Genomic DNA, 13050 nt, shown 5'->3' with positions numbered 1-13050 from the left:
AGTAGGTGCCGTCATGGACAGACTGGAGGGGCAGTCCGATCCGCAGATCCGTTCCGTTACCCTCGATCACGCCGACATTGCCGCCAACAACCGAGTGCAACAGTTTGTTCCCCGCGCCATAAGCCTCCAGCATCGTTACCGAAGCGAAATACTGCATGTTAATCCAGTTTGCCACGATCATGGGCGCCGACAACAATGCAGCCAGGATTTCACCATTGCCGTCCTTCGCCGGGTCATAGTCATGAAGGAAGACCCGGCCTCCCAGGTTTTTACCACGGGTTCTTTCCCGCTTTGCAAAAATGATCGCTGCGTTATTGGCCAGCCCCCACTCTGGGCGAACTTCAGTCCAATCCGAGGTTCTACTCCTAACCTGCTGATGCAACTGATCATCATCAAAGCCATTCAGCTTGAGAGCGGTGGCTCTTTCACGCCGAGTCAGTTTTCCGGCCTCGGCAAACCCTTGCTCCAGTTCCGCCAGCGCGGGTGCGTGAGACTCCGGCAGGTTTTCACAATCAAACAGGGTGACTTCGTCGGTAACGGTGCAGTGCTCAGCGGCAACCGCCCAACTGTCACCGGGAATGGAAATGCCCTCTTCTGCCAGCGCAACACGTACTTGCGGGTCATTGAAAAGCTGGGCCGCAAGCCGGGCGTTCATGCCACCGTTCTGGCCGCCACAGGCGCCACACGCCAGGCCGGCATTGTGGGGGTTGTTCTCCGTTTGCGTGCCATGGCCGGTAAACACCAGCAACGGCGCAAAATTGTCGGTCAGGGCCATGCCCCGGAGAAAGCCGGCAACCAGTTCTACTTTCGTGGTTTCAAACAGCGGGTCGCCGCCGTGGAGATACACCAGTCGCCCAGATGCCGTTCCTTGGTCGTCAGCCCCGGTTTTACCGGCAGACAGGTTGAGAGAATCTTTGATCATTTTCCAGGCCCAGGCCAGCCCGGTGGTTTCCACCAGCGTAAAGGTTGACAGGCTGCCATATTTTGCCTTGCGTACCGACTCACGGGTCATTTCCCGTTGATCAAGGGCCCTGTTCAGGGCCGCATCGCTGTCGTTACTACCCTGGGTATCCAGCACACGAAACGCCGGCGTCAGCAGGCCGGGCAACTTCTCCATCGGCCGGTAGGGCCCGTGTTTGTGGTGCACAATGGGCAGGCCGAAGAACCCTGCAAATCCGATGGTCTGGATACCAGGGTGCACTTCCTCCAGGTGTCGACGCATGATTTCCGAGCGGACATCTATGCAGAATACCGCCTGAACTTCGGGCCGTTCGCTGGAAGCCTTGTGACCACTGTGAGCGCTCTCTTTGTCACCAAGAACCTGCCATAAAGACCTCTGGTATCCAATTTCAAAAGCCCTCTGCCACACCCAGATCCATTCGGAGCTTGCCCCGGAGCCGTTCTGCCCCAGCGCAATGCGGCGCTTGGCAGCGATATTTTTCTGTTCAGCGCTGGCGTGTGCAAAGCCGGCCCATTCCCACACCAGCAGTATGGAAAGCAGCTCCTCACAAACGCCGGATTTTTCTCCCTTCAGTCCGGCGCGCCAGTCCACTCCGCGACACCAGGCTGCCCATCCCGGAATCCGCAGCAGCAGGCCATGGGCAAATGCTTCCAGAACGTCAGCATCGAGGCCAAGAGTGTTGACGGCCTCCCGGGTTGCCTCCAGCCGATCAGCGGGCATTGTCCTGAACCACCTTCGGACTCCGCGGATTCCGGTGCGGTAATCCAGTGATACATCCCCCTTGACCATTTCCAACCAGAATTCGAACAGACTTTGCTGCTCTGAACGGGTTGACCAGCGGGACTGCCTGCTGTCAAAAAACGCCCCGCAGGTGCGCCCAATCTGGTCAACGACCGCTACCATGGGTCTACCTCCCTCAACAGCAGCGGGAAGAATATCCAGGATGGAGTATTGGAGTTCGTTTTCGACACGCTCGGCGCGATACAGTCGCTCGCTAAAAATCTCGGGATCGTTACCAATGCCGGCTTCTTCCAGGCTGAATACCAGATCTTCCCGGCTGATTCTGCCTCCTTCCCAGGCCTCACGATAGAAGGCCAGTGGCATCAGCATGGATTCGCCGCGCCGGTGTCGTAACAGGGCGTCGGCCCCTGCTGCCTTGTGGTTTCTCAGCCCCCAGAACGGATTGACCGCAATCCACTGGTCCAGTGGCCAGACCGGCGCTATCATTTCACAGGTCTTTGATAACGAAACCCGCCATTGATCAACGGCGTCATCTGCGAGTGAACATTGTACTGGCGCGTTCATGCTTTCTCTTCCATGGTGAATGGACGATGAGGAACCCGACTCAAAGCGGCAGGCGCATTGAGGGCCTGTGAAGCCAGCCGACGGGTGAGCTGATCGAATGGCAGGTCAAGGTAGAGGCCATGGCTGAAATGCCTGTGAAGCGATGCCATGGGCCGCGCACGGGGTGCCAGCGCCACCACCAGTGACATCAGCGCCAGCACAGCCAGTAGTGCAAAACCAACCACCCATGCAGCCACAGGCAGAGCGAATGTCGCATGTTCCGGTACGGCCGATCCCAGCAACGCGTGGAGTAACGCGTAGACAGGTACCAGCATGAGCGCGAGGCCTGCAATGCAGGCTCTTGCCCTGGCGTCTGTTCCCCGTGGCATACCCATTGCCGCACTGGCCACTGCCAGCACAAGCAGCGCTCCGAAGACCGGATTACCCTCAACCAGCCAGGGCTGCCAGAGGAGCATCAGCGAAGCCAAAGAGGCGGTAACACTGGCCCACAAAAGCCGGCTGCGGACCGGCAGTTCCGTAAAGACCTCTGCCGCCGATACCCTGACGGTGCGGCCTGCAGCAAGAAACGAATGCGCCTTGTAGACGGAGTGAGCCAGAAGATGAAGCAATGCCAGTGTGTAGGCACCCATTCCGATCTCGAACAGCATGAAGCCCATCTGTGCACAGGTGGACCACGCCAGCGCATGCTTTACCGAGTAATGGGTCATCATGGTGATCACGGCGATAACAGCTGTGGTTCCACCCACCACCAGCAGAATCATGTGTCCGGCAGTAAAACCATCGAAGACGGGAAAGAGACGCAGCCACAGAAAGCCGCCCAGATTGATCACGCCCGCATGGAGTAGCGCCGACACCGGCGTGGGCGCTTCCATAACCCTGAGCAGCCAGCCATGGAAGGGGATCTGGGCACACTTGAGAACCGCCGCCAGCGCCAGCACTATGGCGGCTGCGGTAAGCGCAGTGGAATCCGACGGGTTGGCTGCCTGCATGGCTGTCATCTCCGGCAGCCGGAATGTGCCGTAATGATGATACAGCAGCATCACACCACCGATTACCAGGGCATCGCCAGTGCGGCTGACAATGAACTTCTGCACAGCGGCAAGGCGGGCCTGGGGCCGGTCAGGATAAAGTGTCAGCAGGTTGTGAAGTGCCAGGCTGACCCCAACCCAGGCGCCTGCCAGCACCAACAGGTTATTGGTGAACGCCAGGATCAGCACACAGGTGATGGTGGTCAGGAACCAAGGCAGAAAACGCTCACGACCCGGATCCCCCCGTAAATAATTGTCTGCAAACCGTAGAATCGCCCAGCCAATAAAAGCGACCATCAGCGCCATCCAGGTCGCTATGCCGTCCGTGTAAAGTCCGAACCTGACCCCAACTTCTGCAAGGCCGAATCCGCCATCTGGCAGCCTTGTATCTGCCATCATCTGCAGGCCGATGAACACCGTGATCAACATTGAGGCTGCAAGCAACCGGCTTGCAAAGCGCCAGCAGTGATTGAGTTTCAGGGCATCAGTGGACCGGGCACTGAACAGGGCAACCGCGAAAAGACACAGCGGTACCGCAAGCCAGAGTCCCAACGATAGCGAAGCCACAGTAGTCATCAGAAAGTTCATCAAGAGTCCCTCCAGGTTTTGCACTACTTTGCCTTTTCACTATCGTTATATAAAATAGATAATATCGAATGTTTCGTTCTCTATTTAAGAACTTTCAGCCATGAAATTGAATTATCACCACCTTTATTACTTCTGGATGGTTGCCCGAACGGGGCATCTGACTCGCGCTGCAAAAATGCTTCACGTTTCACAGTCGGCATTGTCAGGCCAGATTCGAAAGCTGGAAGACAGTCTTGGCCATGAGCTGTTTATCCGCGAAAGCCGGAAACTGACATTGTCTGAAGCAGGCCGAATGGCCTTTTCCTACGCCGAGGAGATATTCCGCCATGGTGAGGAACTGACTGCCCTGTTCGCATCGGGATCGCAGCCAAACCGGGAGGTTATGCGGATTGGCGCTGTTGCAACCTTGTCTAGAAATTTTCAGGAAGCGTTTCTGCAACCGTTGCTGGGGCGGGAAGATCTTGAACTCTGCCTGCAAAGCGGACATATCGACGAACTGTTGCGAAGACTGTCCGCCCACCGGCTCGACATTGTTCTGTCCAACCAGCCCGTGAGGGGAAGCGAGCAGAACCCCTGGCGCTCACGTCTGATTGCGCGCCAGCCCGTAAGCATCATCGGCCCTCCGGGGGCTGCTATCGGGAAAGGGTTTCCCGACTTTCTGACCGGCCGGAGCCTGATCGTGCCGGGTCCCGAGAGCAACATTCGCCAGGGATTCGACCAACTCTGCGAATACCACAGAATCTACCCGTCGATATCAGCCGAAGTTGATGATATGGCAATGATGAGACTGCTCACCAGGGACAGTGGCCACTACGCCGTTCTGCCGCCGGTCGTGGTTCGTGACGAACTGAAATCCGGCGCTCTGACCGACTATGGCGCCCTGCCCGGCGTCTTCGAGGAATTCTACGCCATCAGTATACGGCGCCGTTTCGAAAAACCGGCGTTGCGGGAACTGCTGTCACAGCCCGCCGAGAATTTCCTGGTCAACCCGGTTATTGATCATTCTGACTAACCGGCCTGTCCGAAAAAGTCATCCATTGCAGCGGTTCGGGTCCGTATACTGGCTGGCAACTCACTTTCTCATCAGGCCGGTTTGCCATGAATCACTCTCAGCACGCAGCGTCTCCTTCCGTATTGATCATCGGCACGGGGTTTGGCGGGCTTGGCATGGCTATACAACTCAAGAACGCCGGCATCAACTCGTTCGTCATCCTGGAGAAGGCATCGGCGGTTGGCGGCACCTGGCGGGACAACACGTATCCAGGCGCTGCCTGCGATGTACAATCCCACTTGTATTCGTTCTCCTTTGAGCCCAGGCACGACTGGTCCCGAAAGTTCGGATTGCAGCCGGAAATTCTTGGATACATGCAGCACTGCGTCGACAAATATGGCCTGGCCGGCCATATACGCTTCAACAGGGAAGTTGCACACTCGGCGTTTGACGAAACCACCAATACCTGGACGGTCACTACCACGGACGGCGAACCCCATACCGCCAATATCGTGATTACCGCCACCGGCCAACTGAACCAGCCGGCCTGGCCCAACATCCAGGGCATGGGGTCGTTTACCGGTAAGATGTTCCACTCCGCTCGCTGGGATCACGATTACGACCTGAACGGCAAAAAGGTTGCGGTGATTGGCACCGGTGCCAGTGCCATCCAGTTCGTGCCGGAAATCGTGCCCAGAGTGAAATCCCTCGGCCTGTTCCAGCGCTCTGCCGCATGGGTGCTTCCCAAACCGGACAGACCTTTTTACCGTTGGGAGCAGACATTATTCCGCAGGATTCCGGCCTGGGACCGCCTCTACCGTTACCTGATCTACTGGAAAAACGAGAGCCGCGCCCTCGCCTTTACCCGCTTCAACAGCCTGCTGGAGATCTTCGCCTGGCAGGCAAGGCGCTTTGCCCGTAGCCAGGTTCAGAACGAAGAAAAACTCAGACATCTGATTCCGGATTACAGGATTGGATGCAAGCGCATCCTGATCTCCAATGACTGGTACCAGGCCGTGGATCAACCTCATGTTGACCTGGTCACTACCGGCATCGAAAGGATTGTGGAAGACGGCGTTGTCACCAATGACGGAGCTTTACACAAGGTAGATGCCATTATTATGGGTACCGGATTCGCGGCCTCCGAATTCCTGTCACCCATGGCGATCACCGGACGCAATGGCGTATCACTGAATCAGGCCTGGGCCGGCGGCTCCGAGGCTTACAAGGGCATCACGGTTTCCGGCTTTCCCAATCTGTTCATGCTCTATGGCCCCAACACCAATCTCGCCCATAACAGCATCGTCTATATGCTGGAATCCCAGTTTCAGTACGTACTCAGCTGCATCAGAACGCTGCAGGCAGAGCCTGGCACCGCCATGGATGTGAAACCGGATCGGCTTCGTGAATTTTCTGCCACCGTCCAGCAAAAGCTGCAGAACAGTGTCTGGGAATCCGGGTGCCATTCCTGGTATCTGGATGAAAATGGCAGGAATACGGTGAACTGGCCCGGTTTCACCTTTACCTACCGCAAAGCCACCCGGCAGGTGGACACCCACGACTACGAGTTTCTCAGGCCCTCTCGTAGCAGCTGACGCTCCTGACCGTGCTCCCTGAAACAGCCCCGGAGAGGCTGGTAGCGGTCGTTTGACAGCCAACGCATATTCATAGGATGATTGGATCATCATCTGCCAGGATCTTAAACATGAAACTCGCAAGAATCAGCCGCGGCTCCCTGGTGGAAACCGCCATTGAAAGCCTTCGCCACGCGATCGAACAAGGACACTGGGCGATTGGCGACCGCCTGCCCGTGGAAGCAGACCTGTCGGAATCATTGGGCGTAAGCCGCAACACAGTTCGGGAGGCGGTACGGGTTCTGGTGCATGTGGGCATGCTGGAAACCCGCCAGGGGGACGGAACCTACGTTCGGGCGACAAAAGACGCCGGAGAAACCCTGCGGCGAATCGGCCGATCTGAACTGAGAGACAAGCTGGAAGTGCGCATCATGCTGGAAACTGAAGCGGCCAGGCTGGCGGCAGGACGGCGCGATGCCCGCGACCTGGAGAGAATGACCCGGGCCCTTGATGACCGGGCAAGGGCCGGTGACAATATTGCCGACCGCATCCACCATGATCAGGCATTTCATACAGCACTGGTAGCTGCATCCCATAACCCTGCCCTCACCGAGCTGTACGATTATTTTGCGCATGCGGTGGCAATGACCATAGAGCAGACGGAACTGGATTCTGAGCTGCCTGAGCCTTCCCAGGAAGACCACGAATTACTGCTTGCCGCCATCAGGCGCCAGGATGAGTCCAAAGCGGAGAAAATGGCGAAAGCCCTGCTTCAGCCAAGCCTGGACGCTCTCGGTAGCAGGCTGTCATGAAATTCCGTCTCGACAGCTTTACCGTCCTGCTGCTGGGCGCCATTGTTCTTGCCACTTTCCTGCCAGTGCGCGGCGATACGGCCGAGGCGTTGGCAACCACTGGCACCATTGCTGTGGCGATGCTGTTTTTCCTCCACGGTGCGGCTCTGTCCCGTGAGCAGATTATCGCCGGCGCCACCCACTGGCGGCTGCACATCATTATTACCGCGTTTACCTTTGTATTTTTCCCGCTGGTGGTATTACCGATCAATGAAATAAGCCGCTTCGCACCCACCTGGATGCCGCCGGATCTGGGCCTTGGCTTTCTCTACCTGGGGGTACTGCCTTCGGCTGTGTCTTCTTCCATTGCCTACACAGCCATGGCAAGGGGCAATGTGCCCGCCGCAATCTGCAGCGCGGCCGCCTCGAATGTGTTCGGCATGATGCTGACGCCATTTCTGCTGTTATTACTGGTGAGCACATCCGGGGATGGCAATTTTTCGGTGGCCGAAGCTCTCCGGGACATAGTGCTTCAGTTACTGCTGCCGTTCGCCGTGGGGCATGGACTGCGGCCCTGGCTGGGGGGTTTTCTAGCCCGCCACGAAACCCTAACTGCACGATACGACCAGTGCGTTATCTGGCTGATTGTCTATTCCGCTTTTTCCCACTCGGTTGCCAGTGGGCTCTGGCAGAACCTGCCACTGAACGCGATATTGCTGGCCATTGCCCTGTGCTTCGCGCTGCTGGGATTTTTTATGGTGATGGCAATGTTCGTGGTCCGCAGGCTGGGATTCAGCCTGGAAGATGAAGCCGCGGTGGTGTTCTGCGGTTCCAAGAAAAGCCTGGCGTCGGGACTACCCATGGCCAAGGTGTTGTTCTCGGGGCATCCGGGATTCGGCATGATTGTTCTGCCGATCATGTGCTACAACCAGATTCAGGTCATCGTCGGCGCCATGCTCGCCCGGAAGTATCGCAGCAGGATCGAGGCAGCGTCAGCCGCCCCCGCCCATTCCACTGAATAAAGTGGCCAGAATGGCCAGCCCCACGATCCAACCGATCACCGCCGGCCAGAAGTTGACCATCTGGGGCGGCAACTCTTCCTGGGGCTCCTGATCAGCGCCCGGTCGCTCTGAAAAGGTTTCATCTTCGGGCTGAGGCTCTGGAGCATCGCGAAGGCTATGCCAGTCAAACCAGCCGGCCAGAAACTGCACTACCGGTGCCGGGAAACTGCCGTTCTCTGCCATGGGACGAACTTGCGACTCAAGAGCGTGTGCGATCTCTTTCCGAAGCCGGGGCTGGTCTGCGGGTGGTTCACCAAGAATGGCCTTCCAGATCTGCGGGTCGTTGCTACGGCGAGAGTCATTCAGCAAAGCCCGGATCTGGATGACGACTTCTCTGACAACCTGCTGCTCGGACGCATCCAGCTCAGCGGGCCCAGGCCTCTCTGCCATCTCGAGGGTGTTACTTTCCGGCGATGACGGGCGCGCAACGGAGTTTTCGGTTGGCTCAACCCGGGGGTCTGAGGCCTCGCTCCCGGTTGCTTCACGGTAGGCCTGGCGCAAGCGCTCAAGCTCCTCATCCGACGCAAACTTCCCCTGCCGCTCATAGGCAGCATCGATCCGGGCCCGGTCACGGGTGGGCTCTATACCCAGTATTTCCCAACAATTCATAGAGTTGCAACTCATTTAGCGGATAGACATTACATTTTTGAGAGACAAACGTAATCTTGTCACTTAGGATAAGAGCCAAGCAGTCCATAAAAAACCCCTACACTCGGCAAAGTATAAAACGACACCCATGCCCGTTACGAACTATCTCGTTAAAAATCCGGGGCCTTCGACTCGTGCCCGTGCCGCGGTGGCTTTGACCCCCGCCATACTGGTTGGCACATTGTTCACGCTGGCAACCGCCAGTGCAGCAGAGAGCACCGAAGATAGCTACGATGCAACTGCCTTCGGTGACGCCCCGGAAGCTTTCGATATGGACTCGGCCATCCCGGAGGTTCTGACCACTACCCGGCTGAGGCAGCCGAAATCCCGGGTTCCCGGCACAACAACCATCATCACCGGAGACATGATACGGGATCTCGGCATTATGAACCTGGTGGAGGTTTTCCGCCTGGTGCCGGGCATGACGGTTGATACGGTTGGTAGTGGCCAGCCGGTAACCAGCTACCATGGAACCGTGCACTATGAGCAACGCCGGCTTCAGGTTCAGGTTGATGGCCGCACCTCCTACCGGGCCAGCCTGTCGGACATGGACTGGAATACCATGCCGGTGCCACTGGAACTGATCGAACGAATCGAAATTAGCCGCGGCCCCAACAGCGCCGCCTATGGCATCAATGCATTCCTGGGAACCATCAACATCATTACCCATGCACCGGAAGATACAGCCGGCGTTGAGCTGCGCGCTGTTTCCGGCTCCCGCGGCTACCGCCGGGCCTTTGGCTCTGTGGGCGACACCAGTGACGACTACAGCTGGCGCCTGGCTTATGAGAAGCGAAAGTCAGACGGTTTCGACGAGCAGGAAGACGACGGCAAGTTCTACCCTTTCTACGATGGCTACGACATAAACACCTTCAACTACGATAGTAATCTGGTTTTCAACAGCAATTACGATCTGGATATCCGAGCCGGTGTCGTTGACGGTATTGATGAAGAGGACGCGCGCAAAAACGGAAAGCTGGGGGGCGACGAAAACTCCGATATCCTTGTTGATGACTACTACGTGCAGACACGGCTGAACGTAAGCACGTCGGAGCGTCACTTCTTCCACTTCCAGACCTCGTTCCAGAATTACAACCGCCGGGAGCGGGTAAATGTCTGCATTCCGCAAGCGGAGTTTTCCCAGATTCTGGATCCCTCGTCTCCCACACCGGATCTGACCGCCTGTACTTCGAACGAGATCGATCCGTTCAGGGCCATTCTGAACGAAGACACCGAAGAGTCCCGCCTGGAGTTCGAGTTGCAGGATACCATTCTGTTCAACCCGGATCTGAAACTCGTCTCCGGACTGGGCTATCGCAAAGATACCTACCGGTCCGAAACCTTTTTCAACGGCCGGGGCAACAACTATCAGTCGCGGGTTTTCGGTAACCTCGAGTACTCGCCGTTCCGCTGGCTGACACTGAACTCGGGAGCAAACTGGGAAAAAACCACCACAACGGATGAGGGGTATTTTTCACCGAGACTTGCGGCTAACTTTATTCTCTCGGATAACCATACGCTTCGATTTGTTTACTCCGAGGCAGTCAGGACTCCGGATGCATTTGAACAGAATCCGGACTGGTCCTATCGTCCCACGAACGTGGCTCCACCCTTCGAATTTGTAGAAGGCGAGAGATTCCTTGTCGAGGACCTGGTTGACTCCAGCACCTCCACGCTTGGAAAAACACTTGAAGAAGAGCGTATAACCTCTCGGGAAATAAGCTATTTTGGCCAGTACTTCCTGGATTCTTCGATCCTTTCGCTGGAAGTCCGGTACTTCAATGACCAGCTCCGGGACATGATCAGCGGCATTATCAATGAGGAGGAATGGACCATTGATAATAATGTTGCCCTGGACCAGGAAGGCTTTGAAGTGGAAGCCTCCCTGGATTTCCCGGGCACCAAACTGAGGCTCAGCTACGCTTATCTCGACCAGGACGGGCGTTACACAGGGGAAAATGACCGCAATGCCGGCGACAAACAATACGCCATAGACCTTCTGGGTCGGCTCTCGGTAAGACATTCTGGCAGCCTGGCGTGGATTCAGGACCTGCCGTTCGACCTGACCTCGTCGGCTGCGTTCTATTTTGCCGATGAATTCCGCCGGTCACATTTCGAGCGCGCGGATTTCCGGCTGGCCCGGCGGGTGTTTGCAAGCGGATACAGTTACGAACTGGCGCTGACCATGCAACACTACCTGGACAGGGATCCGACCCTCAGCCCGGACAATACAGTCAAAGATCATAACCAATTCTTCGTCGAAGCCGGCGTAAGATTCTGAAACGACACGGACGACACCAGACCCCGGATGGTATGAACGCAACACAGAACCCGAATATCCCGGAAAGAAAAAGTTACCTTGCAATCAGGTGGTACCTGGTTGTTCTTGCGCTGTTTCTGGTTGTCATACATCCGTTTCAACCGGCTGCCGCTCAGTCATCCGGGAGGCCGCTAATCTATCTCGCCGGCTCCGAGAATTCGTCACTGAATCGCCGTATGTTGTCTCTTCTTGAAGATGCACTTGGGAGCACAGCGGTTATCCGCTCTTTCAGCCCGGGGCAAACGTCTCAGGATCCGACAACACCGGTTATTGCCCTCGGCCCTGAAGCCTTTACCCGGGTCCGTCAGGAAAACAGGAATGTGCCGATTCTGGCGCTACTGGTGGATCAGTCGTTTATTGAAGGCTACGCCGAACGTTCCGACGGCTCGGTTTCCGGAATTCTTTACAACCCACCTCTGCTAAGGCAAGCCATTGCCGGCAAGGTCATTCTGCCGCAAGCCACGCAGGTGGCGATGCTGGCACGCCCGGAATCGGTTGAGATCTATGAGCAGGTCATCGAGCAGCTTCCTGAATACGGTCTCGAAGGCAAGGTTTTTGTTGTCAGCTCCGATGACAGACTCATACCAACCCTGGTGCGGGCCCTGAATTACGGTGATTTTATCCTGGCGGCGCCTGACAAAGGGATCTATAACCCGAGAACCATCAAACATATCCTGCTGACAGCTTACCGGCGTAACCGGATTGTCATCGGCCCGAGTCAGGCTTATGTCAAGGCAGGCTCCCTGGCGTCGACCTACACGCCACTGACAGAGATAGCGCAACTGACTGCACGGTTCGTTCAAGAATTCCGGGACAATGGCCAGTTCCCACCCCCCGCCTACCCTGACGCATTCAGGATCGAAATGAATGAACAGGTTGCGCGCTCCCTGAACATCCCGTTACCGGGCAGGCAGGAGATTATCAGGTCAATCAGGGAACGCCTTGCCGTGCCGGAGGAGGCTGCCGATGAATAAGCAGGCGCACGGCCAGGCCCCGCTTTCAAGGAAGCTTCTGCTGCTGGGTGCCGCCCCGGCTATCGTGATGTTCGTTGTGCTGATGGTATTTTTCACCTCGGCGCGCCTTGATGATGCCCGCAAGGACCTGGCCGACAGCAGCCAGATGCTGGCAGACAGCCTGGCTCCGGCTGTTGAATACGCAGTTGTATCCGGCAATGCCGTGGCATTGGAGCAGATCCTCTCACAGTCGCTGCGGCGCAGCCGTGCGCAGTGGATCCGGGTTTCCAGCCTGATGGGTGACGAAGTCGGCTTTGTATCAACGGAACAGTCGCCAGAGGCAGACACGGATGAAACATTTGACGTGTTCGAGTCGGAAATTCTGCAACAACCCCTGGACCTGGGTGAAGGCCGGGAAACCGAGTGGTTCGAACCGGATTACGGGTTTGGCTCCGGAGCCCTGCGTGTGGGTACCGTTGAGGTTGGCGTGAACCGGGAACAGCTGGCTGCCCGCCGTCAGGACATACTCTGGACATCACTTGCGGTTGGCTTTTCACTTCTGCTGTTTACCCTGCTGATTGTCAACCACTCGCTCAACAGCATCATTTCGCCGATTCGCGGGCTCTCCCGCCGGGTAACAAAGCTGACCAACAAGGAGTACGAGGAGGTTCCGGTCAGCCGCAACGGAACAACCCGCGAGATCAGTGAACTGGAAGAAAGCCTGAACTCATTGGCCACCCATCTCAGGACCCTGGAACAATCCAGAGATGAGACCCTGTCGTCCTCTGAGAGAGCCAGGGCCCGAGCGGAACAGGCCAACCGTGCAAAAT

9 protein-coding genes and 1 pseudogene are annotated in these 13050 nt (G+C 56.9%); 7 read left to right on the top strand and 3 right to left on the bottom strand.

Translation table 11 applies throughout. From position 1 onward, the window contains the following. Both ACESMB_RS13005 and ACESMB_RS13000 read right to left on the bottom strand, forming a co-directional pair. A partial coding sequence (locus tag ACESMB_RS13005; protein WP_372971753.1) for a putative inorganic carbon transporter subunit DabA occupies nucleotides 1-2188 on the bottom strand: 2188 nt, incomplete at its 3' end. A 74-nt stretch (nucleotides 2189-2262) separates the two neighbouring features. Next, the gene (locus tag ACESMB_RS13000) at nucleotides 2263-3882 is read right to left on the bottom strand and encodes an NADH-quinone oxidoreductase subunit L (RefSeq protein WP_372971752.1); all 1620 of its coding nucleotides are present in this window, start codon (nucleotides 3880-3882) and stop codon (nucleotides 2263-2265) included. Nucleotides 3883-3982: 100 nt separating this feature from the next. Here ACESMB_RS13000 and ACESMB_RS12995 point away from each other — a divergent pair, with 100 nt between their 5' ends. From ACESMB_RS12995 to ACESMB_RS12980, 4 genes are all read left to right on the top strand, one after another. Continuing rightward, nucleotides 3983-4894, top strand: a complete 912-nt coding sequence (locus ACESMB_RS12995) for a LysR family transcriptional regulator (protein ID WP_372925863.1) — start codon at nucleotides 3983-3985, stop codon at nucleotides 4892-4894. 86 nt (nucleotides 4895-4980) lie between these two features. After that, nucleotides 4981-6468, top strand: a complete 1488-nt coding sequence (locus ACESMB_RS12990; protein ID WP_372925862.1) for a flavin-containing monooxygenase — start codon at nucleotides 4981-4983, stop codon at nucleotides 6466-6468. A 110-nt stretch (nucleotides 6469-6578) separates the two neighbouring features. Then, nucleotides 6579-7259, top strand: coding sequence for a FadR/GntR family transcriptional regulator (locus tag ACESMB_RS12985; protein ID WP_372925861.1), 681 nt, complete (start codon nucleotides 6579-6581; stop codon nucleotides 7257-7259). Next, nucleotides 7256-8260: a bile acid:sodium symporter family protein gene (locus tag ACESMB_RS12980; RefSeq protein WP_372925860.1), complete on the top strand. Its 1005-nt coding sequence runs from the start codon at nucleotides 7256-7258 to the stop codon at nucleotides 8258-8260. The genes ACESMB_RS12985 and ACESMB_RS12980 overlap by 4 nt, the downstream gene beginning before the upstream one ends. Here the strand turns inward: ACESMB_RS12980 and ACESMB_RS12975 are convergent. Beyond that, complete coding sequence (locus tag ACESMB_RS12975) at nucleotides 8231-8908, bottom strand: J domain-containing protein (protein ID WP_372971751.1); 678 nt, start codon at nucleotides 8906-8908, stop codon at nucleotides 8231-8233. The two genes, ACESMB_RS12980 and ACESMB_RS12975, sit on opposite strands and share 30 nt — an antisense overlap. A 127-nt stretch (nucleotides 8909-9035) precedes the next feature. Between ACESMB_RS12975 and ACESMB_RS12970 the strand changes: the two genes are divergently transcribed. From ACESMB_RS12970 to ACESMB_RS12960, 3 genes and pseudogenes are all read left to right on the top strand, one after another. Continuing rightward, nucleotides 9036-11228 carry a TonB-dependent receptor plug domain-containing protein gene (locus ACESMB_RS12970; protein ID WP_372971750.1) on the top strand — a complete coding sequence of 731 codons (2193 nt, stop codon included), beginning with the start codon at nucleotides 9036-9038 and terminating at the stop codon, nucleotides 11226-11228. A gap of 215 nt (nucleotides 11229-11443) precedes the next feature. Then, nucleotides 11444-12241: an ABC transporter substrate-binding protein gene (locus tag ACESMB_RS12965; protein ID WP_372925857.1), complete on the top strand. Its 798-nt coding sequence runs from the start codon at nucleotides 11444-11446 to the stop codon at nucleotides 12239-12241. Further along, nucleotides 12234-13050: pseudogene (locus ACESMB_RS12960) on the top strand (hybrid sensor histidine kinase/response regulator); the annotation flags it as partial. The gene ACESMB_RS12965 and the pseudogene ACESMB_RS12960, both read left to right, overlap by 8 nt.

The organism is Marinobacter sp., from assembly GCF_041686475.1.
Classification (GTDB): Bacteria; Pseudomonadota; Gammaproteobacteria; order Pseudomonadales; family Oleiphilaceae; genus Marinobacter.
This window is presented reverse-complemented; position numbering and strand designations above follow the sequence as displayed.